This window comes from Pseudomonas sp. FG1, from assembly GCF_034313875.1.
GTDB lineage: Bacteria > Pseudomonadota > Gammaproteobacteria > Pseudomonadales > Pseudomonadaceae > Aquipseudomonas > Aquipseudomonas veronii.
Genome location: NZ_JAVIWP010000001.1, coordinates 979,383 through 999,099, shown reverse-complemented (window position 1 = coordinate 999,099; position 19,717 = coordinate 979,383). Strand labels below are relative to the sequence as shown.

The following is a 19,717-nucleotide window of genomic DNA, read 5'->3' as shown; positions in this document are numbered from 1 at the left end:
TTCGCGGCATTAGCAGGTGGTGATCAGCTCTGGTGTGAGGTTTTGCTTGAGTCCGGGAAGGCCGTTGCAAGGTCCATGCGTTCAGCTTCTTGAGTGATTTGAGCGAGTAACTCTGCCACTGCTCGGTTCTCTTTGAGGGCATAGCTCCCAACCAGTAATGTGATCGGATGAACTCCCAGCACTGGTGCGATGGTGTCCAGTTTCTCGATGGTCGGGACGTATCGTCCCCTTTCCAGCGTGCTGATGTAGGTACGACTGCTCACCGTCGCGAAGTCTTCTTGGGTCAGCTTTTGCTGGACTCGCATCCACTTCAGAACCCGACCGAATGCCTGTCTCAATTCCACTTTGCATCTTCCGCAAAAGGAAAGATGAGGCACCCGTGAACAGTATATGACTACAATGTATGCTGTTCATTTGAGAGGGGGTCATGATGTTTATCACCAACCGATGGGCAGAGGTGGATCGCTCCTTCGCCTGGCTGGCTGAGGATCAGCAGGCTTGGCATTTCGTGGAGCAACGGCTGTCATCGCCATGGATTCACATCACGGTGACGAGGGAGCGGGGAGAGGACACGTGTGTGGAGGTCTTCTTTCTGGAGGACATGCGTGGGCTGGAGCAGTTCACGCGTTTAACCCTGAATGGTGCCGTTGAGTTATCCCTTCAGATTGTTACTCCCGGGTGGATGAACGGTAGTAGCGGGTGGGCGATGGAGCATCTGGAGGTCATTCATGAAAGCGAGGATCGTTTGTACAGGTGTTACACCGTTCAAGGCGGTCGTCGGTATTACCAGCCTAACAGCTCCGAGTGCCGTGAGTATGGCTTCTTCAAGGAACTTTACAGACGAGGATAGCTGGTGAGTCAGCTCGTGGTATCTTCGAAGTATCGTCTTGGGTCAATTGCATCCTCGGTCATTAGCTGAGCGGCTTTGACGATTGTCTGAATTAATCGATTGTTCTCCATGCGTGCTTTTTGTAGCTGTGCTTCGAGAGCATAAATTCTCGCATCACTATTTTTACGCCCGACCTTTTTGAAGTCTTTAAGATGGGTCTGAGTGGCCGTATATAAAGATCGTATTTCCTCATCTCTCCAGAGCGTTTGACGACTAACACCCGCCTGCTGGGCAAGGCCACTTTGGGTGAGCGGTTCCTGAACCCGTCCGGCCTCATATTCGGCGAGAATGGACCGCACGTGGTCCTTCCATTTTTTTTCCTGCTTCATGATGAAGCCTTCTTAGGTTTTGAGTAAGCTTCTAAGGCCGTTTTGCAGCTCGTAACCATATCCATCACAAACAGAACGTGCTGATCGAAAGCGTGAGTATTATCGAGCTCAGCCTCAATACTAGACGTGATGTCAGTTTGGTTGTCAAAAATTGCCCTCAAAATTTTCTCGTACTCGCTGAGTAAGCTCTCGATAGCGGCCTTTGCTTCCAGATCATCAGGGTTCAGGTGAAAGGATTTACATCCAGAATCTGTACCGAAGCCTCTGATACACATGAGGCCCCTGTCGCACGGACTGATATAGAGCTCACGTGTACACCCGCCCCAAGGCGTTAGGTTGAGAATGCTGAGTTTCTCGATGATCATCTCTTCGATTTGTTCGTCAGCGATTGACTCCTCCCGCCATCGGATTACTAGCCTGCCCAAAAAGTCTGGGGGAGGGTCAACGGCCAAGTATAAAGATCTCACATATTCTGCTCGCTCTTTGGCAGTACGGTAGTCATATTGACGGCTTTGGCGTGGGGTTCGCCCCATCCATAGGTCCACAGCTGTTTCAGAGGGACCAGAACGAAGAATTGCCGTGGTAACCCAACGACGGATTTGATGAGGAGTGATGGAAAAGATTTCACCGTCTTGCCCTCGTAGGTCAAGGCGCTGAAAGATTGTTTTTTTTGAGGAGTTCGAAGAGAGATAGTTGTAGAGATCGGCTCTAAATAGGGGGCGGGGGATGATCCCTAGCTCAGATATCGAGTCAAACTGGTTTTCCCAGATTACAAGTAAGTTGTCACTCAGCTTGCTAGGATAACCTTTGGCAGTGTGCTTCGCATGATAAGGTGCTTCACTTCCATCACCAGGCATTGAAAATTGTTCTTCAAAATGGCGTCGCAGGTGAAATCTGTATTTATCTTCTAAAAGGCGCTTGAGCAGTCTGATATCTATGACCAGGGATGGTACTCCCGCCCCGAATCCTCTTTGAGATAACATAAGTTCTCTGATGCTTGCCCACTCATTCCGGATGTCGAAGAGTTGCGCATGTGAAGGATTGTTTCCAGGCTTGAAAAGCCCGTCGTGAACCATTCCCTTGAGAAAGGTGCGCAGGTGATCTACAAACCATTTGCTCTTTTTTACTGACGCCTCGGAGGATTTTGTGTGTTTTGCAATGTCAATGACGGATACGCTATAACAGTTCTTTTTGTACTCATTGAGAAAATTAGACCAATCCCAATTATGCATTCGTTCATCTATCCAAATTGCGATTCGAGCGGCCGTTATTCTAGGGAGTTCAACGCTGCTGCTGTAAAATCGCCCACCACTGTAGAGCTCTTTTGGAGATACGGGGAAGCACTTACATATCTCCTCAACAAAGTAGTGATGTTCTACGGGCAGATCCAACGATGAGAGTTGATCCACCGCGCCGGGATCTAACGGATGGTTAGCGCGATAGGCTGCGAGTGCTTTATCTATAAATGAGAAACCATTGGTTTCAATGTCAAGAGCACGCTCTCTAGCATCCTGAGTGACAGCCAGCAAGTACTCGTACGCTTCGGTGAGTGGTGCGCTCCATAGGTCTGCGACGGGTACGGCGTTGGGGATGCAGTTTTTTTCTACAGGCACTCGTACGAACGTCGTGTGAGTGTTGGGATCTTGGAAAAGGCAACTCTTTGGAAGATTCGCGATCTCACCAACTCTCAAACCGAGCGCCATTCCAAAGCAGGTCGCCTCAAGTCGAATTCTATCGAAGCCCGCAGTTGGCTCCAAATGTGGGTTCTGCTTGATCAACCACCTGGCTTGTGCAATCCCTTTGTGCAAGTCAGAAGAGTATAGATTTTCTTCTCTTTGCTGAAACTCTCGTGATGTGAGTTCAAGCGCACTATGAGTCGGGTTGGGTATCCCAGTTTGCCATTTGATAAACCTATCGACGAATCGCAGCAGTACTCCATCGACCATTACGCTAAGTTGGTTGAGGAAATCAACAAATGCCTTGAGGGCATTTGCTCTATGGTAAATGGTAGAGTCTGAACGTCCATGCCTGATCGAGTCTACGGTGCGGTCGAAGACTTTGCGCGTTATGTCGCTCCACTCAATGTTTTCGCTATCCATTACTGCGGATAGATGCCTAATCGAGGCCATTCTGCCGATAATCAGCTCTGCTGACGGATGTGCCAGAATTTCTTTAACTATAAAGCAGCGCGCAAGCTTGCCAATCACTAGCGGGAGAGGGGGTTGGTCTTGATTTCGCCTGTTGAGAGGATCGAGTGATGTGAAGGGAATATTACTCGATCGATACTGCCATACCTTGCCCTCGAAATCTCCTGCTACTAATCCGTTGGCCTTGAGGTCATTAAATTGTTGCTCTGCATGTTTGTATCGGTCGTCTAAGACCATCATTGATATGCTCATTCTTTCAACTCCTTCACAGCAATGATTACTGACTTAGCGCCGTGAATTGCTGCTTCGACCTGTTGGGCCATAGCGCCAGTGGAATTGCTCCCGAGCATCTGCTGGAATTTAGTGATGTCTGCTAAAGCCCCTTCATGATTAGCATGACGGCTAGGTCTGAATTTAGGGCATGCATAGCAAGTGACCGTCGGGTGGTAAGGACATGGCTCTTCAGAATTGCATGATCCTAAGGATGGTCTGAAGTAGCCATGTATTTCCCCGGCATACCACCTAGCGCAACTTTTAAACTCGCCAAATGATCAAAAAACAATCAATTCGACGAGTATTTCTTACGTTTTCGCCACCCGGACCCCACTCCGGTGGCCATTTCCCGCATTACAGGCGCACCTCTCCTGCATTCGTCAGTAAATGTCGGCGCGCCATCCACAGGTTCGACAGAGCGAACAGTGTCACCAGTTGCGCCGTGTTTTTGGCCAAGCCGCGAAAGCGCACCTTGGTGTAACCGAACTGGCGCTTGATTACCCGGAACGGATGCTCGACCTTGGCGCGCACCTGAGCCTTGGCCTTTTCAATCTTGCGCTTGGCTTTGTACAGCACGCTGCGCTTATCGAGTTTTTTGTAGGTGCTGCGGCGTGCCGCCACCTGCCAGATAACTTCACGTCCTTCATGCTCGGGCCGCTTTTCGACACCGGTGTAGCCTGCATCGGCGCAGACCACGTTTTCGTCGCCATGCAGCAATTTGTCCACCTGGGTGACATCCGCCACATTGGCCGCCGTGCCCACTACGCTGTGCACCAGACCCGATTCGTCATCGGCGCCGATGTGGGCCTTCATGCCAAAATAATACTGGTTTCCCTTCTTGGTCTGGTGCATTTCCGGGTCGCGCTTGCCGTCCTTGTTCTTGGTCGAACTGGGCGCATTGATCAGCGTTGCATCGACGATGGTGCCCTGGCGCAGCGACAGGCCGCGGTCGCCCAGATAGCCATTGATGACAGCGAGGATGCCGGCCGCCAGCTCGTGTTTCTCCAGCAAGCGGCGGAAGTTGAGAATGGTGGTTTCGTCGGGGATGCGCTCCAGGTTCAGCCCGGCAAACTGGCGCAGGATCGTGGTTTCGTACAGCGCTTCCTCCATCGCTGGATCGCTGTAGCCGAACCAGTTCTGCAGCAGATGCACACGCAGCATCGCCATCAACGGGTAGGCCGGACGGCCACCTTCACCTTTCGGATAATGTGGCTCGATCAAAGCAATCAAGCCCTTCCACGGCACCACCCGATCCATCTCGATCAGGAACAACTCCTTGCGGGTTTGCTTGCGCTTGCCAGCGTACTCGGCGTCGGCGAAGGTCATCTGCTTCATCGGGAAACTCGGTGGGTGGGGTCGCGGTATTTTGCCAAATCAGAAAGTCTTTTTCAGAGTTTCCCTAAGCCACTTATTGGCCTTAGCGCGGATCTGTCAGGGATTTCTTCCATGAATTTGCCGCACCACATCTGCACGGCTGCATTGATCTCCGGGCTTGCCATGTGGGTCGTATTTATGAACTCTTGCAGCTCAAGGTTGTAATGGAAGTAGTGCTTTATAGAGTTCAGATTTGAATGATCTAAAGCTTCAGCGACCTCTTCAGGGGATGCACCGGAAAGAACCATTGAAGTAGCCTTGGTCCTGCGCAGTCGGTACGCGGTGATCCGCATGAAGGGCTCTGTTTTTTGTATGGGTCGATGAGGGTCTGGTAACTGGAGTATCCAAGTGAGAGATGTTAGCGCATAACTTATTCTATGGTTGTCGAGATGTAATGTGAATGGTGTCAGCTTGGGGTTGGTGAGGAAGCGTAAAAGGCGGTTTTCGGTTGTGTACGCCGAGGGAAACAACGGCGTAGGAAGTACTGGAGTGCTTATTCCATGCCTGGCACATATCGCGTTGATTTCCTTCGATGCGGCATTGCATTGGGTCTCAGCTAAAGTGCACTGAAGTTCTACTGCCTCTGCAGTATCGTTAGCGATGTAACGTTTTACCAGGTTGCTCGGATGCCTCCTGAGCCTTGAACGTCTAATTCCTTTAACACTCGGCACCTTTACAAAGGGGCCGCCCTCATCGATCCCGAAGTCAGTAACCTGCATTAGGGCCAACTGTATAGGGCGAAGAGCCCAGTCGCGACAGAGCAAAAAAAGCGTGCGTTGGGCATGAGTGATGAGCGGATTGTTGGCAAGCTTCATCTCAATGTTCGCGAGTTGTACGCGAGTGAAAGGGCCAAAGTCATCATCTCGCATCGTGACTAAATGCCTGTTATCATGCGCCTTTACTGTAAGCTGTGATAGTTCAAGGCTGTCATGTTCGTTGAAGCCTGGGACTTCTTCATCCAAGCACCATCGATAAAATACTCGAAGAGCAACTAGCTCCTCATACCAGCTTGATGCTTTTAATCGAGTGCATTCACGTACAGCAAATGTCGATAACCTATTGCCAATAGTATCCGCGTCATTTCCCGAAAATTTATGCTGGGCCAGAAGCCGCTGGACGACAATCAGAGGCCTAAGGTCGATGTGGGTTTGGAGTCTGTCGATGAACCACCCTCTGAGTAGCCACTCAACTAACAAGTTAGAATGTAGGGGCTTGCTCCACGCAATATTCATCGGAGCACACCCGACAATCTCTACCGTTATTCTCTCAACCCACGCATCATTGTTGTGAATTGTTATAGCCTGACCGAAGGTGGATTTGACTGTGGAAGGAAAGGCATCGGCCTCGATGCCGAAGCGACATTCAATCTCGGCTACGAGTTCGGCAGGCGAAATTTTAATCATCTTCATTGCCTCGAAAATTTGAGCTGTCTGAGCTTCTGATTATTTCGCCGAGCCGATCAGATATGGCCTGTCGAGAGTAGCGCTGAACACTTTCGCTGCTGGGGCTCCATCCGCCCAGATACGCCAGAGCATCTTTTACATTAATGCTGTTGGCGCCACTTTTTTCAAACTTTTTGCGAGCTATATTTGCCCCTGTCGCCCTCAAGCCGTGCGGATGAATTCGTGTTGAAAAGTTTGGCAAGCCGAGGCTGGCTGCAACGGTACGAAGAATGGTGTTTACGGTTCGCGCAGATAGCCGTCTCCCGTCACGGGAACTCACGAATAGGGCTGTACAAGGTCTTTTTGGTTTGATCAGTTTAGGGCGATGATCGGAAATGTATTCGTTCAGAACCGCGGCTACCGATGCGGTTATGGGGACTATCCGACCGCGCGTCTTGAGACTAGCCCCGTCCAGTCTCCGCTCCCTGTTGATATCGCTTGGGCGCTTGATGCGTATTGTAGGTGAGGGACCAAGGTCAACGTCGTCGAGTTCTATGAGAACCACTTCGCCACGCCTGGCAAGTGTTTCAAGCATTACTAAGAACAGACAGTAATTGCGTGCCTGTATCTGTTTACTTTGGAATGGGTTCCTAAAGTCATCAGGACTGAGCACCCCTTTGAATAAGGCTTGTCCGCCGGAGTCAAGTGGCGTTGCTGGTAGCGGCGGTTCTGATTGATATGCAATCTTGGTGATTTTTTTTTGAAGATTTCGCAGATTCTTGGCTTTGTTTTTTTCCGCTTGGCTTTGCTCAAGTAGACCTAGTCGATTGAGCTCAACGTAGTGCTCGAAGGAGAAATCTATGAATGATTTGACAGCTTCGAGTCGTCGGGTGCATGTCGATTGGCTCGCACCCGCACCGCGTTTGGTGGAGCAGAGGCGTTCGGCCAGCGATGTCAGTTCCGCTGAGCTGAACACCGCTAGGCGCTCAAGCTTCGCTTCCAGTGGAGAACCTCGGCTGAGAGCCCACTCGTACGCGATAGCGATGTCACGTAGGTAATTTTCGACGGTATTGAGACGCGATCTGTGGAGCAAATCCTCCGCCCAGAGGTTTGCTAGGATCACTGGAACCCCCTGCACCAGCAGGTATGGCCTGAGGCCGCTGGAGGCAGTACGAATCATTCGGATCTCGCAGAAAGGGACGTCTGGCATCGGTAGCTCCAGATCTGCAACGTTTCCGAACATATACCATAAGTGCCACAACCATCCCTCGGGGAGTGTGGAGCCGAGTGCGGCTGATCGGAAATTGACCAAAATCCTGCAAAAAGCCTTGGAAGTGGTGGATGTGCGGGTGCTGGATCACATCATCGTGGGCGATGGTGATCCATTGTCGATGGCGGAATACGGGTGGATGTAGGAGGGGCAGCAGTTGCAAGGTTGCAGCTGCAAGCCTCAAGGGGGCTTGCAGCTTGCAGCTCAGGGCTTGACGCTGACTTTCGAAAAGTCCTGCCGCCCAAACGGGCTCACCTGGTACCCCTCGACATTCTTGCGGATCAGGGCGAACGCCATCGGGTGCGCCAGCGGCAGCCACAGTGCCTGCTGTTGGATCTGCGCCTGGGCCTGTTGATACAGCTTGCTGCGCACCCCTTGCTCGCTGGTGGTCTTGCCGGCGCTGATGAGTTTGTCCAGGGCCGGGTCGCAATAGCGGGCGAAGTTGGTGCCGGATTTCACTGCCGCGCAGGAGAACTGCGGAGTCAGGAAGTTATCCGGGTCGCCGTTGTCGCCGGCCCAGCCCATGAACAGCAGGTCGTGTTCGCCGGCCTTGGCGCGGCGGATCAGCTCGCCCCATTCGATCACGCGGATCTCGGCCTGGATGCCGACCTCGGCCAGGTCCGCCTGCAACAGTTGCGCGCCGAGGTTGGGGTTGGGGTTCAGCAGGCTGCCGGTGGGGCGTGTCCAGATCGTGGTCTTGAAGCCGTCCTTGAGCCCGGCGCGCTCCAGCAGCAGCTTGGCCTTGGCGATGTCCTGTGGATAACCCGGCAACTCCTTGGCATAGCTCCAGGTGTTGGGCGGGTAGGGGCCGTTGGCGGCTTCGGCGGTGCCTTCGAACACGGCTTTGAGGTAGCTGTCCTTGTCGAAGGCCAGGTTGATCGCCTGGCGCACTTCGGGCTTGTCCAGCGGTGGGTGCTGGCTGTTGATCGCGACGAATGCAGTCATGAATGCTGCGGTTTTTTCTATTTTGAGTGCGGGATCTTTCTCGGCTTCGCCCACATCCAGGGGTTTGGGCGACAGTGCGATCTGGCATTCGTCGCGGTGCAGTTTCTGCAGGCGCACGTTCGCATCCGGGGTGATGGCGAAGATCAAGTTATCCACAGCCGGTTTGCCGGCGAAATAATCCGGGTTGGCTTTGTAGCGCACCACGGCATCTTTCTGGAACCGTGTGAAAATGAACGGGCCGGTGCCGATGGGCTGGCTGTTGAGCTTCTCCGGGGTGCCGGCCTTGAGCAGCTTGTCGGCGTACTCGGCCGGGTAGATCGAGGCAAAACCCATGCTCAACGCGGCGAGGAAGGTCGAGTCGGGGTGATCGAGGGTGAAGCGCACGGTCAGCGGGTCAAGGGCGTCGATCTTCTTGATCAGTGCCGGCAATTGCAGCGACTGGGCATGGGGGAAGCCGCTCTGGGCGATCTTGTGCCATGGGTTGGCCGGATCGAGCATGCGCTCGAAGCTGAAGCGGACATCCTCGGCGGTCAGGGTGCGGCTCGGGGTGAAATAGTCGGTGCGGTGGAATTTTACGTTGGGGTGCAACTGGAAGGTGTAGGTCAGGCCGTCCGGCGACACTTCCCAGCTGTCCGCCAGGCTTGGCACCAGCTTGCCGCTGGCTGCGTCATAGTTCACCAGGCTGTTCATCAGCACGTCGGCCGAGGCGTTGGTGGTGGTCAGCGAGTTGTACTGCACTACGTCAAACCCTTCGGGACTGGCTTCGGTACACACGCTCAGATTGGTGGCCGCCAAGGCCTGCGGCGCGATAAACAGAGGGGCTAGCAAAAGCGGTAGGGCAGCGAGGCGCATGTTCGGTTTCCTGTGCAGATCGAAGGCCCATCTGCGAGTGCAGTCTGGAAAAGTCCTACCGTAGTGGTCTGATTGATAAATGACTAGTCCATTTTTGCCTGTGCTTTTGCCTCAAATGCTGTTTTGATGGCGCCTCAGCGCGTTTCGCCTTGTACTTTTTGGTACTTGCGGGCGTTGTAAATCATTCTGTGCGACGAGCGGTCGGCTATTGCAGCGGCCCCTCCTGGCAACGGTTCGGCCATCTGTCGCCGAGATTTACGCCGGTAAAAACACACGGGCTGTTGTTGCACTTGGGTCTTTCTGGTATAAAGCAGCGCTCTTTTCTAGGGGCCCGGTTCCTTCGCTTGTAGGTGTAGCCGGTAAGACCCTAAAGAAACGCGGCGCCTGGCGCCAAATGACTGAGAGATTAAGCGGCCAACCCATGCCGGGTTGGGCATGTGGTTTTAGAGGGCTGAGGCATGTCGAGAGTCTGTCAAGTTACCGGTAAGGGTCCGGTGACTGGGAATAACATTTCCCACGCAAATAACAAAACCCGTCGTCGTTTCCTGCCGAACCTGCAGCATCACCGCTTCTGGGTTGAAGAAGAGAAACGTTTTGTGCGTCTGCGCGTATCTGCCAAAGGCATGCGCATTATCGACAAGCGTGGCATCACTGTCGTGCTGGCCGAAATCCGCGCCGCTGGCAAGATCTAAGGAGCTCTATCATGCGTGAATTGATTCGAATGATCTCTAGCGCCGGTACTGGTCACTTCTACACTACCGACAAGAACAAGCGTACTACCCCGGACAAGCTCGAAAAGAAAATGTTCGACCCGCGCGTTCGCAAGCACGTGATCTACAAAGAAGGCAAAATCAAGTAATTGATTTTCTTCCTTGTGAAAAAAAGCCCGTTTCTCACGATTCGGGCTTTTTTTTGCGCAGGATTTGCTGATCAGGCCTTCTGTTCGAACACCACATAGATCTTGCGGCAGGGCTCGAGCACTTCCCAGGTGCCGCTGAAGCCGGCCGGGATCACGAAGCGGTCGCCGGCGCGCAAGGTCTTGGCGTTGCCCTCGGCATCGCGCAGTACGGAAACCCCCTGCACAATCTCGCAGTACTCATGTTCGGTGTAGTTGACCTTCCACTGCCCGACGTCGCCTTCCCAGACGCCGGCACTCATCTGGCCGCACGGGCTGTTGTAGTGGTTGTAGATCGTTTGCTCGGGATTGCCCTTGAGGATTTTTTCCGGGGCAGGGAGGTAGCGATCGGGGGCGGTGTTGGCTTGGCTGAAGTCGACGATGTCCTGGATGCTCATGTGCGTGTCCCGTCTGGCCTGCGGTTGGAGAGCCCAAAGTCTATGTTTATTAAAATGAACATCGCAAGGGCGTTTACCGGCGTTATGTCAAATATATTGATACATCCCCAGCCGCTGGTTTAGGGTGGCAGTTGCCTTGAGCCGAACAACTGGCTGGCGGGGCAAGCATTCTTTGAGGCTGCCGGGGCACATCGCCTGGGCCTTGTATTCAATAAGAGGAGGACACTCGCATGACCACCCTGACCCGTGCCGACTGGGAGCAACGCGCCAAGGATCTGAAGATCGAAGGCCGCGCCTATATCAATGGCGAGTACACCGCCGCCGTTTCCGGCGACACGTTCGAATGCATCAGCCCCGTCGATGGCCGCCTGCTGACCAGCGTTGCCAGCTGTGACGTCGCCGACGCCCAGCGCGCCGTGGAAAATGCCCGCGCCACGTTCAATTCCGGTGTCTGGTCGCGCCTGGCGCCGGCCAAGCGCAAGGCCACCATGATCCGTTTCGCCGCGTTGCTCAAGGCCAATGCCGAAGAGCTGGCGCTGCTGGAAACCCTGGACATGGGCAAGCCGATCAGCGACGCCCTGAATATCGACGTACCCGGCGCGGCGAATGCCCTGAGCTGGAGCGGCGAGGCTATCGACAAGATTTACGATGAAGTCGCTTCCACCCCTCACGATCAGCTGGGTCTGGTGACCCGTGAGCCGGTCGGTGTGGTTGCCGCCATCGTACCGTGGAATTTCCCGCTGATGATGGCTTGCTGGAAACTCGGGCCGGCGCTGTCGACCGGTAACTCCGTGATCCTCAAACCGTCTGAAAAATCCCCGCTGACCGCCATCCGCATCGCGGCCCTGGCCGTTGAGGCCGGTATTCCAAAAGGCGTGTTCAACGTGCTGCCGGGCTACGGCCACACCGTGGGTAACGCGCTCGCGCTGCACATGGATGTCGACACCCTGGTGTTCACTGGCTCCACCAAAATCGCCAAACAGCTGTTGATCCGCTCCGGCGAATCGAACATGAAACGTGTATGGCTGGAAGCGGGCGGCAAGAGCCCGAACATCGTGTTCGCCGATGCTCCGGATCTGCAAGCCGCCGCCGAATCCGCCGCCGGCGCGATTGCCTTCAACCAGGGCGAGGTCTGCACCGCCGGTTCGCGCCTGCTGGTGGAGCGTTCCATCAAGGATAAATTCCTACCGCTGGTGATCGCCGCGCTGAAGGGCTGGAAGCCAGGCAACCCGCTGGACCCGGCCACGAACGTCGGCGCGCTGGTAGACACTCAACAGATGAACACCGTGCTGTCCTACATCGAAGCCGGTCATGCCGACGGTGCCAAGCTGGTGGCGGGCGGCAAGCGCACGCTGGAAGAGACCGGCGGCACTTACGTCGAGCCGACGATTTTCGACGGCGTGACCAACGCCATGAAGATCGCCCGCGAAGAAATCTTCGGCCCGGTCCTCTCGGTGCTCACTTTCGACAGCGCCGAAGAAGCCGTCGCCATCGCCAACGACACCCAATACGGCCTGGCCGCGGCGGTGTGGACGGCGGATATCTCCAAGGCGCACCTCACCGCCAAGGCACTGCGCGCCGGTAGCGTGTGGGTCAACCAGTACGACGGCGGTGACATGACCGCGCCGTTTGGTGGCTTCAAGCAGTCGGGCAACGGTCGCGACAAGTCGCTGCATGCGTTCGACAAGTACACCGAGCTGAAGGCCACCTGGATCAAGCTCTAAGCAACACCGCAGGTCCCCTGTAGGAGCGAGCTTGCTCGCGAAGAACTCAAAGACGCCGCGTTCAACCAGACAGCACGCGTTATCGTTGGCGTTCTTCGCGAGCAAGCGCGCTCCTACAGTTCGTTTGCAGCCCTGAAAAAACTATCCACAGGAGCGTGGAAATGCGTTGGGCGACTTATTTCGCCGTGCTGGCCTCGGTGCTCAGCGTTGGTCTGGCGTTGGGTGTCAGCATGCCGCTGGTGTCCCTGCGCCTGGAAGGCTGGGGCTACGGCAGCTTCGCCATTGGAGTGATGGCTGCGATGCCGGCCTTCGGCGTGCTGTTGGGGGCGAAGGTTTCCAGTCGGCTGGCGTCCTGGCTGGGCACTGCGCGTCTGATGCGCCTGTGCCTGTGGGCGGGGGCGGTGTCCATCGGCCTGTTGGCGATCCTGCCGAGCTACCCGGTGTGGCTGGTGCTGCGGCTGATGATCGGGGTGATCCTGACCATCGTGTTCATTCTTGGCGAAAGCTGGATCAACCAGTTGGTGGTGGAGCAATGGCGCGGCCGGCTGGTGGCGCTGTATGGCTGCACCTATGCGCTGAGCCAGCTGTCGGGGCCGCTGCTGTTGGGCGTGCTGGGCACCGATCATGACTATGGGTTCTGGGTGGGCGTGGGCCTGTTGACGCTGGCGCCGTTGCTGTTGCTGGGGCGTTCCGGGGCGCCGACCGCCGAGTCCTTCAGCGTGACGTTTGCCGAGCTGTGGCGCTTCTGTCGGAGCCTGCCGGCGATTGCCTGGGCGGTGGCGTTATTCGCGGCGTTCGAGGCGATGATCCTGACGCTGCTGCCGGTGTATTGCCTGCAGCAAGGCTTCACGGCCGAGATCGCCCTGGCGATGGTCAGCACGGTGGTGGTGGGCGATGCGTTGCTGCAGCTGCCCATCGGCGCACTGGCCGACTACCTGCCGCGGCGCACGCTGTTCTTGAGCTGCGCGCTGCTGTTGCTGGGGGCGAGCCTGGCAGTCCCGTTGTTGATGCACACGCTGCTGATCTGGCCGGTGTGGGTGCTGTTCGGCGCGAGTGCGGGCGGTTTGTTCACCTTGTCGTTGATCCTGATCGGCGAGCGTTACCGCGACGATGCGCTGGTGCGCGCCAATGCCCACGTGGCGCAGCTCTGGGGCATCGGTTGCCTGATCGGGCCGCTGGTGGCCGGTGCGGGCAGCCAGTGGATCAGCGGGCATGCATTGCCGTGGCTGATGGCGGCCGGGGCGCTGGGGTTGGTGGTGCTGTTGTTGCGTCAGGGGGCGTTTGGCGCCGCGCAGCCCGCTTAGGCGCGAGGGGATGAAGGCGTTAGCGATGACGGGTACGGTCTGGTTAAGTGTGGTGTTCTTGCGTTCTTCGCGAGCAAGCTCGCTCCTACAGCATGCGCTCCAGGCCGACGGAGGTGGCGAACCAGGCATTGAAGTGGCGCCACCAGCTGCCCGGCTCGCGGGTCAGGGTGTGCGGTTGCCCGTTATCTTCGGTGGTCCACACCACCTGGCCATCCTGTAATTTCGCCTCGTAGCTCAATGCTGGCGCCATGCCTTGCAGCGCCAGATTGCGCAGGTGCTCGGCCAGCTCAGGGCTGTCCACCAGCACGCCGACTTCGGTATTCCACAGCACCGAACGCGGGTCGAAGTTGAACGAGCCGATAAACGATTTCTGTCGATCAAAAATCATCGCCTTGCTGTGCAGGCTGGAGTCCGAGCCGAGGAACAGGCCGCGACGAAACAGGTGGGGGCCGCTGCCTGTGCGGGGTGCGCCGGGTTGGCGGCGCAACTCATAGAGTTTCACGCCGTGCTCCAGCAACGCCTTGCGATAGGGCGCGTAGCCGCCGTGTACGGCCGGCACGTCGGTGGCTTCGAGGGAGTTGGTCAGCAGGCTCACCGAGACGCCCGCGTCCGCGCGACCGGTCAGGTACACCAGGCCCGGCTGCCCCGGCACGAAATACGCCGAAATCATCATCAACTCATGGTTGACGCCTTCGAGCTCCGGTTCCAATTGGGTGGTCAGCAGCAGGCGCGGGTCCGGATCATTCTTGGCGAGTACCTTGCTCGGGGCGTCCCACAACGCCTGGTTCCAGGCCCAGATCAGCTCGCGCCGCCAGATGTCCAGGCGCGGTTCGGTCTTGTAGGTGCGCAGGCGGTTGTACAAGGCGTGGTTCTGTTGGCGCGACTGGGCCAGGGATTCCTCCAGGCGCAGGCGTGCGCTGGCCAGGTCGCCTTTGGACGGCAGGTTGGAGATGAATTCATTGATGGGCTTGCTCAGGGCGCTGTTCCAGTACTGGTCGAAACTGTGGCCGAGTTGCTCGGCCACCGGGCCCACGCTGAGCATGTCGATGTCGGTGAAATTCAGGTTGGGTTCGGCGTCGAAATATTCGTCGCCCAGGTTGCGCCCGCCGACGATGGCCGCGCTGTTGTCCGCCAGCCACAGTTTGTTGTGCATGCGCCGATGTTGCAGCGACAGGTTGAGCAGGCGCCCCATGGCGCGCGTCACGCCGGTGCTGCGCCCCAGGTGCAGCGGGTTGAACAGGCGAATCTGGATGTTGGGGTGGGCGGCGAGGGTGGCGATGACCTGATCGAGGCCGTCGCTGGTGGTGTCGTCCAGCAGGATACGCACACGCACGCCACGGTCGGCGGCCTTGAGCAGTTCATCCACGAGCAGGCGGGTGCTGATGCCGTCGTGGACGATGTAGTACTGCAGGTCGAGGCTGGTCTGGGCGTTGCGGATCAGTTCGGCGCGGGCCATGAACGCCTCGCTGCTGTTGGGCAGCAGGCGAAAGCCGGAGCGGCCCTGATGCGGCGCGGCCTGGGCCTGGATCGAACGGCCGAACGACGACTGCGTCGCCGGCAGAGCATCGCTGGGGATGCGCGGCACATTCACCGTGGCGCAGCCGCCCAGGGCCAGGGCGCCCAACAGGAAAAACGCTAAAAGCCGTCGAGTCATCAAGGGCACCGTTTCCAGATCAGGGCGGTTGTCGACATAGGACGGCTATTTTCCCGGAAAGGTCAGTCGGCGGCCTCGGCCAGCATCTTGCTCGCGACGGCGCCGACTTTGCGCACCGCCTCTTCAATCTGCGGCGTAGGTTTGGCAGCGTAGTTCATGCGCAGGCAATTCCTGTACTTGCCGGACGCGGAAAAGATACTGCCCACGGCGATTTGTACGCCTTGTTCCACCAACACCCGGTTGAGCTTGAGGGTGTCGAAACCTTCCGGCAGCTCGATCCACAGCATGAAGCTGCCTTGAGGTCGGCTGGCGCGGGTGCCGGCGGGGAAATAACGGCTGACCCAGTCGAGCATCATGTCGCGATTACGTTGGTATTGAGTACGCATCCGCCGCAAATGCGGTTCGAAATGGCCGCCCTTGAGAAATTCGGCGATGGCGATCTGCGGCTGGGTCGCAGTGGAGCCGGTGCTGATGTATTTCATGTGCAACACCCGCTCCAGGTAGCGGCCCGGCGCGACCCAGCCAATCCGCAGGCCTGGCGCCAGGGTTTTCGAGAACGAGCTGCAGAGCAATACGCGGCCATCTTCGTCGAAGGATTTGATGGTGCGCGGGCGCGGGTAGCTGTAGGCCAGTTCGCCATACACATCGTCTTCGATGATTGCCACATCAAAGCGCTGGGCCAGGGTCAACAGCGCCCGCTTGCGTGCCTCCGGCATGATGTAGCCCAAAGGATTGTTGCAGTTGGGGGTCAGTTGAATGACTTTGATCGGCCACTGTTCCAGCGCCAGTTCCAGGGCTTCGAGGCTGATGCCGGTGAGCGGGTCCGTGGGGATTTCCAGGGCTTTCATGCCCAGGCCCTTGAGGGTCTGCATGGCGCCGTGGAAGCTCGGCGAGTCCACCGCAACGATATCCCCCGGCTCGCAGATGGAGCGGATGCTGGCAGACAGCGCTTCATGGCAGCCGGTGGTGATCACGATGTCTTCGGCGGTCAACTGGCAGCCGGAATCCAATGACAGTCGGGCGATTTGTTCGCGCAACTCCATACAGCCGAGGATATTGTCGTAATACAGCCCCGGCAGGTCCTGGCGCCGGCTGACGCGGGCCAGGCTGCGCAGCAGCGGCTTGAGGGTGGGCGACAACACATCCGGCATGCCGCGGCCCAGCTGTACGACATCTTTGCGCGGCACCGCGCGGATCAACTCGAGCACTTGGTCCCACTGGGAAATTTCCACCGGGCGCTGGGCCGGACGGCCGACTTCGGGCAAGGCCGGCAGCTCACGGCCGACGGGCACGAAGTAACCGGACTTGGGCTTCGGCATCGCCAGGCCGTTGTCTTCCAGCATGCGATACGCTTGCTGCACGGTGCTCAAACTGACCCCGTGCTCGACACTCAAGGCCCTTACGGAAGGCAGCCGGTCACCGGGGCGGTAGAAGCCCTGTTCGATGCGGGTGCCCAACAATTCGGCAAGGTTGACGTAAAGGGTCACGGTGATCACTCCCAGGGGAGCAGTACAGATTCTGGGAAAATACAGGATTCAGCCACTCGTGGGCAGTATCTGTATGGATTTAATAAAATTTGGTTGAATCTGTAATGGTTTTGTCCGCCCGCTCATTCTAGTCACTCATGGCAACCAGCAAATGAGGACGACAAAATGAACGGCATGAGCGATGTGCGGCTGACGTTACACGGCCAGGAACTGGAAGCGGGGCAGGCGCGGGCGATGTCGGCCCCGACCCGCAACCGCTGGAGCCTGTTCTGGCACCGTCGCCACACGCGCAAGGTGCTGCTGGAGCTGACTGCCGAGCAACTGCGGGATATCGGGTTGACCGCCGAGCAGGCGCGCCAGGAAGGCTTGAAGCCGTTCTGGCGCAGTTGAGTCACACCAGTTCTTTCAACCGGTGCCAGAGCATCCCCAGCGCCAACAGCGGCGAGCGCAAGTGCTTGCCGCCGGGGAAGGTGATGTGCGGCACCTGGGCGAACAGATCGAAACGTCCCTGCTGCTGGCCGCTGATGGCTTCGCCCAGCAGCTTGCCCGCCAGGTGTGTCGCGTTGAGGCCATGACCGGCGTAGGCCTGGGCGTAATACACGTTGGGTTGATCCGCCAATCGGCCGATCTGCGGCAAGCGGTTGGCACCGATGCCGATCATGCCGCCCCATTGATAGTCGATCTTCACGTCGGCCAGTTGGGGGAACACCTGCACCATCTTCGGCCGCATGTAGGCGCCGATGTCCTTGGGGTCGCGTCCGGAATAGTGGCAGGCGCCGCCGAACAGCAGGCGACGGTCGGCAGACAGTCGGAAGTAGTCCACTGTCACCCGCTGATCACACACCGCCATGTTTTGCGGCAGCAATTGGGCCGCCTGGGCGGCGCTTAACGGCTCGGTGGCGATGATATAGCTGCCGGCCGGCAACACTTTGCCGCTCAGCAGTGGGTTGAGCCCCTTCAGATAGGCGTTGCAGGCCAGTACCAGGGTCTTGGCGCGCACATTGCCGCGGGCGGTGTGTACGTTGACCTCGGGGCCGTAGTCGATGCGCGTCACTTCGGAGTGTTCGAACAGTTGCACGCCGAGTTTTTGGGCGGCAGCTGCCTCGCCGAGGGCCAGGTTCAGCGGGTGCAGATGGCCCGAGCCCATGTCGATCATGCCGCCCACGTAGCGCTCGGAACCGATCACGCTGCCCATTTCGCTGGCTTGCAGCAGGCGTACTTCGTGGCGATAGCCCAGGCTGCGCAATTCTTCGGCGTCTTCGGCGAGGCCGAGCAGGTCGCGGGGTTTGTTGGCCAGGTCGCAGTAGCCCCAGGTCAGGTCGCAGGCGATCTGGAAACGCTCGACGCGCTCGCGCACGATTTCTACCGCCTCCAGGCCCATCAGTTTCATCTGGCGCACGCCGTCGGTGCCGATCACGTTGGTGAATTGCTCCAGGCCATGGCCGACGCCGCGGATCAGCTGGCCGCCATTGCGCCCGCTGGCGCCCCAGGCGATCTTGCGCGCTTCCAGCAGCACCACGCTGAACCCGCGTTCGGCCAGTTCCAGCGCGGTGTTGAGCCCGGAAAAACCGCCGCCGATCACGCACACGTCGGCCACCGTTTCGCCGGCCAACGCCGGATAGTCGGGTTGCGGCAGGCTGCTGGCGGCGTAGTAGGAAGCGGTGTGCCGGGCGCTGGCAGTCATGGGAACATCCCCGTTTGGAAAATTTGACGCAGGATACAGCGGTCGGACGAAGCTGTCTCACTGCGGGGTTTTGCGGCAGAATCCACACCTATTCGCCGTTCGGTACGTGTTTCGATGAGTTGCAACAGTCAGAAAATCAGCGCATTGCGCCGACAGATTCCCTCGTTCGAGTGCGTCCCCGGTTGCCACGATTGCTGTGGGCCGGTGACGACTTCACCCGAGGAAATGTCGCGCCTGCCGCGTAAGACCGCTGCCGAACAGGAAGCCGCCATGGACGAGTTGAACTGCGTACACCTGGGGCCCAATGGCTGCACGGTGTATGACGAGCGCCCGCTGATCTGTAGGCTTTTCGGCACCACAAAGACCTTGCCGTGCCCCAATGGACGGCGGCCGGTGGAGCTGATTCACCCGCGGGTGGAGAAGCAGATCCAGGAATACATGGCGAGTACCCGGCAGGTGCTGGTCTAAATGTGGGAGCAAGCAAGCCCCCGCCCACATTGGCCCGGTTGTGTCAGTCAGTCGGGGATGGGCAGATTGAGGCTCTCTTTCACCTCTTCCATCACGATATAGCTCTTGGACTCCCGCACATGGGGCAGTTTGAGCAGGATGTCGCCGAGCAGTTTGCGGTACGAGGCCATCTCGGAAATCCGCGCTTTCACCAGGTAGTCGAAGTCCCCCGAGACCAAGTGGCACTCCAGCACATGGGGCAATTTCAGCACGGCGCGGCGGAATTCTTCGAAGGTGTCGCCGGATTTGTAGTCGAGGCTGATCTCGACAAATACCAGCAAACTCGCCTTCAAATGCTGGGGGTTGAGGCGTGCGTTGTAGCCCATGATGATCCCTTCACGCTCAAGGCGGCGCACGCGCTCGGTGCAGGGGGTGGTCGACAGTCCGACCTTTTCCCCCAGCTCCGTGAACGAAATGCGCCCGTCGGCTTGTAGGATGCGCAAGATGTTCCGGTCGATCTTGTCCAGCTCCCGTTTGGTCTGGGTGTTGGTACGCATAGGGGATACGCCTCTGTGAAAAGGGTTGTTGCCAAGAATTGTCGCCAAATATAGGCATTTATATAGTGAAATGCACTGGTGATTGCTTTTTATACTGCTCACATCA

General features: G+C 57.5%; 19 protein-coding genes and 1 pseudogene. 8 read left to right on the top strand and 12 right to left on the bottom strand.

Annotated elements, in window-relative coordinates; genetic code table 11:
* Nucleotides 1-23 precede the first annotated feature (23 nt).
* Complete coding sequence (locus RGV59_RS04750; protein WP_003253486.1) at nt 24-344, bottom strand: helix-turn-helix domain-containing protein; 321 nt, start codon at nt 342-344, stop codon at nt 24-26.
* Nucleotides 345-427: 83 nt separating this feature from the next.
* On the opposite strand from RGV59_RS04750, the gene RGV59_RS04745 reads away from it, so the two are divergent.
* Nucleotides 428-850, top strand: coding sequence for a hypothetical protein (locus RGV59_RS04745; protein ID WP_003253488.1), 423 nt, complete (start codon nt 428-430; stop codon nt 848-850).
* Between the two features lie 8 nt (nt 851-858).
* On the opposite strand, the gene RGV59_RS04740 is transcribed toward RGV59_RS04745, so the two are convergent.
* From RGV59_RS04740 to RGV59_RS04720, 5 genes are all read right to left on the bottom strand, one after another.
* Nucleotides 859-1,218, bottom strand: coding sequence for a hypothetical protein (locus tag RGV59_RS04740; protein ID WP_003253491.1), 360 nt, complete (start codon nt 1,216-1,218; stop codon nt 859-861).
* Nucleotides 1,215-3,617, bottom strand: coding sequence for a hypothetical protein (locus RGV59_RS04735; RefSeq protein ID WP_003253492.1), 2,403 nt, complete (start codon nt 3,615-3,617; stop codon nt 1,215-1,217). The genes RGV59_RS04740 and RGV59_RS04735 overlap by 4 nt, the downstream gene beginning before the upstream one ends.
* A gap of 375 nt (nt 3,618-3,992) precedes the next feature.
* Nucleotides 3,993-4,973 carry an IS5-like element IS1384 family transposase gene (locus RGV59_RS04730; protein ID WP_010466230.1) on the bottom strand — a complete coding sequence of 327 codons (981 nt, stop codon included), beginning with the start codon at nt 4,971-4,973 and terminating at the stop codon, nt 3,993-3,995.
* A gap of 53 nt (nt 4,974-5,026) precedes the next feature.
* Complete coding sequence (locus tag RGV59_RS04725) at nt 5,027-6,415, bottom strand: site-specific integrase (protein WP_322246915.1); 1,389 nt, start codon at nt 6,413-6,415, stop codon at nt 5,027-5,029.
* Nucleotides 6,408-7,604, bottom strand: a complete 1,197-nt coding sequence (locus RGV59_RS04720; protein WP_019819803.1) for a tyrosine-type recombinase/integrase — start codon at nt 7,602-7,604, stop codon at nt 6,408-6,410. The genes RGV59_RS04725 and RGV59_RS04720 overlap by 8 nt, the downstream gene beginning before the upstream one ends.
* A gap of 43 nt (nt 7,605-7,647) precedes the next feature.
* Here RGV59_RS04720 and RGV59_RS04715 point away from each other — a divergent pair.
* Nucleotides 7,648-7,809: pseudogene (locus tag RGV59_RS04715) on the top strand (JAB domain-containing protein); the annotation flags it as partial.
* Nucleotides 7,810-7,868: 59 nt separating this feature from the next.
* Here the strand turns inward: RGV59_RS04715 and RGV59_RS04710 are convergent.
* Nucleotides 7,869-9,461 carry an ABC transporter substrate-binding protein gene (locus RGV59_RS04710; protein WP_126585187.1) on the bottom strand — a complete coding sequence of 531 codons (1,593 nt, stop codon included), beginning with the start codon at nt 9,459-9,461 and terminating at the stop codon, nt 7,869-7,871.
* A gap of 458 nt (nt 9,462-9,919) precedes the next feature.
* Between RGV59_RS04710 and rpmB the strand changes: the two genes are divergently transcribed.
* Together rpmB and rpmG are read left to right on the top strand one after the other, a co-directional pair.
* Nucleotides 9,920-10,153, top strand: coding sequence for a 50S ribosomal protein L28 (gene rpmB / locus RGV59_RS04705; RefSeq protein ID WP_003176907.1), 234 nt, complete (start codon nt 9,920-9,922; stop codon nt 10,151-10,153).
* An 11-nt stretch (nt 10,154-10,164) separates the two neighbouring features.
* Nucleotides 10,165-10,320 (top strand): 50S ribosomal protein L33, encoded by a 156-nt coding sequence (rpmG, locus tag RGV59_RS04700; RefSeq protein ID WP_003176906.1) that lies wholly within the window; start codon nt 10,165-10,167, stop codon nt 10,318-10,320.
* A 71-nt stretch (nt 10,321-10,391) separates the two neighbouring features.
* Here rpmG and RGV59_RS04695 read toward each other — a convergent pair whose 3' ends face one another.
* Nucleotides 10,392-10,754, bottom strand: coding sequence for a cupin domain-containing protein (locus RGV59_RS04695; protein ID WP_046381648.1), 363 nt, complete (start codon nt 10,752-10,754; stop codon nt 10,392-10,394).
* Nucleotides 10,755-10,984: 230 nt separating this feature from the next.
* On the opposite strand from RGV59_RS04695, the gene RGV59_RS04690 reads away from it, so the two are divergent.
* Nucleotides 10,985-12,478 (top strand): aldehyde dehydrogenase, encoded by a 1,494-nt coding sequence (locus RGV59_RS04690; RefSeq protein ID WP_046381649.1) that lies wholly within the window; start codon nt 10,985-10,987, stop codon nt 12,476-12,478.
* Nucleotides 12,479-12,639: 161 nt separating this feature from the next.
* Nucleotides 12,640-13,782: an MFS transporter gene (locus RGV59_RS04685; protein ID WP_017846045.1), complete on the top strand. Its 1,143-nt coding sequence runs from the start codon at nt 12,640-12,642 to the stop codon at nt 13,780-13,782.
* A gap of 85 nt (nt 13,783-13,867) precedes the next feature.
* Here RGV59_RS04685 and RGV59_RS04680 read toward each other — a convergent pair whose 3' ends face one another.
* Both RGV59_RS04680 and RGV59_RS04675 read right to left on the bottom strand, forming a co-directional pair.
* Entirely contained in the window at nt 13,868-15,436 is a 1,569-nt protein-coding gene (locus RGV59_RS04680) for a phospholipase D family protein (protein ID WP_032804275.1), read from the bottom strand.
* A 62-nt stretch (nt 15,437-15,498) separates the two neighbouring features.
* Entirely contained in the window at nt 15,499-16,923 is a 1,425-nt protein-coding gene (locus RGV59_RS04675; RefSeq protein WP_046385149.1) for a PLP-dependent aminotransferase family protein, read from the bottom strand.
* Nucleotides 16,924-17,088: 165 nt separating this feature from the next.
* On the opposite strand from RGV59_RS04675, the gene RGV59_RS04670 reads away from it, so the two are divergent.
* On the top strand, nt 17,089-17,313 hold the full coding sequence (locus tag RGV59_RS04670) for a DUF1127 domain-containing protein (protein WP_017846042.1): 225 nt from the start codon (nt 17,089-17,091) through the stop codon (nt 17,311-17,313).
* Nucleotide 17,314: 1 nt separating this feature from the next.
* Here RGV59_RS04670 and RGV59_RS04665 read toward each other — a convergent pair whose 3' ends face one another.
* Nucleotides 17,315-18,607, bottom strand: a complete 1,293-nt coding sequence (locus tag RGV59_RS04665; RefSeq protein WP_046381651.1) for an NAD(P)/FAD-dependent oxidoreductase — start codon at nt 18,605-18,607, stop codon at nt 17,315-17,317.
* A 114-nt stretch (nt 18,608-18,721) separates the two neighbouring features.
* On the opposite strand from RGV59_RS04665, the gene RGV59_RS04660 reads away from it, so the two are divergent.
* On the top strand, nt 18,722-19,075 hold the full coding sequence (locus tag RGV59_RS04660) for a YkgJ family cysteine cluster protein (RefSeq protein WP_126585186.1): 354 nt from the start codon (nt 18,722-18,724) through the stop codon (nt 19,073-19,075).
* A gap of 47 nt (nt 19,076-19,122) precedes the next feature.
* Here RGV59_RS04660 and RGV59_RS04655 read toward each other — a convergent pair whose 3' ends face one another.
* Nucleotides 19,123-19,611 (bottom strand): Lrp/AsnC ligand binding domain-containing protein, encoded by a 489-nt coding sequence (locus RGV59_RS04655; protein WP_017846039.1) that lies wholly within the window; start codon nt 19,609-19,611, stop codon nt 19,123-19,125.
* Nucleotides 19,612-19,717: the final 106 nt, after the last annotated feature.

What these genes read in the sequence shown, in the direction of transcription:
- RGV59_RS04740 (WP_003253491.1), bottom strand. Translation starts at nt 1,218, where the DNA reads ATGAAGCAGGAAAAAAAATGGAAGGACCACGTGCGGTCCATTCTCGCC.
- RGV59_RS04730 (WP_010466230.1), bottom strand. Translation starts at nt 4,973, where the DNA reads ATGAAGCAGATGACCTTCGCCGACGCCGAGTACGCTGGCAAGCGCAAG.
- RGV59_RS04690 (WP_046381649.1), top strand. Translation starts at nt 10,985, where the DNA reads ATGACCACCCTGACCCGTGCCGACTGGGAGCAACGCGCCAAGGATCTG.
- rpmB (WP_003176907.1), top strand. Translation starts at nt 9,920, where the DNA reads ATGTCGAGAGTCTGTCAAGTTACCGGTAAGGGTCCGGTGACTGGGAAT.
- RGV59_RS04660 (WP_126585186.1), top strand. Translation starts at nt 18,722, where the DNA reads ATGAGTTGCAACAGTCAGAAAATCAGCGCATTGCGCCGACAGATTCCC.
- RGV59_RS04745 (WP_003253488.1), top strand. Translation starts at nt 428, where the DNA reads ATGATGTTTATCACCAACCGATGGGCAGAGGTGGATCGCTCCTTCGCC.
- RGV59_RS04670 (WP_017846042.1), top strand. Translation starts at nt 17,089, where the DNA reads ATGAACGGCATGAGCGATGTGCGGCTGACGTTACACGGCCAGGAACTG.
- RGV59_RS04680 (WP_032804275.1), bottom strand. Translation starts at nt 15,436, where the DNA reads ATGACTCGACGGCTTTTAGCGTTTTTCCTGTTGGGCGCCCTGGCCCTG.
- RGV59_RS04725 (WP_322246915.1), bottom strand. Translation starts at nt 6,415, where the DNA reads ATGATTAAAATTTCGCCTGCCGAACTCGTAGCCGAGATTGAATGTCGC.
- RGV59_RS04695 (WP_046381648.1), bottom strand. Translation starts at nt 10,754, where the DNA reads ATGAGCATCCAGGACATCGTCGACTTCAGCCAAGCCAACACCGCCCCC.
- RGV59_RS04685 (WP_017846045.1), top strand. Translation starts at nt 12,640, where the DNA reads ATGCGTTGGGCGACTTATTTCGCCGTGCTGGCCTCGGTGCTCAGCGTT.
- RGV59_RS04710 (WP_126585187.1), bottom strand. Translation starts at nt 9,461, where the DNA reads ATGCGCCTCGCTGCCCTACCGCTTTTGCTAGCCCCTCTGTTTATCGCG.
- RGV59_RS04720 (WP_019819803.1), bottom strand. Translation starts at nt 7,604, where the DNA reads ATGCCAGACGTCCCTTTCTGCGAGATCCGAATGATTCGTACTGCCTCC.
- RGV59_RS04735 (WP_003253492.1), bottom strand. Translation starts at nt 3,617, where the DNA reads ATGAGCATATCAATGATGGTCTTAGACGACCGATACAAACATGCAGAG.
- RGV59_RS04655 (WP_017846039.1), bottom strand. Translation starts at nt 19,611, where the DNA reads ATGCGTACCAACACCCAGACCAAACGGGAGCTGGACAAGATCGACCGG.
- rpmG (WP_003176906.1), top strand. Translation starts at nt 10,165, where the DNA reads ATGCGTGAATTGATTCGAATGATCTCTAGCGCCGGTACTGGTCACTTC.
- RGV59_RS04665 (WP_046381651.1), bottom strand. Translation starts at nt 18,607, where the DNA reads ATGACTGCCAGCGCCCGGCACACCGCTTCCTACTACGCCGCCAGCAGC.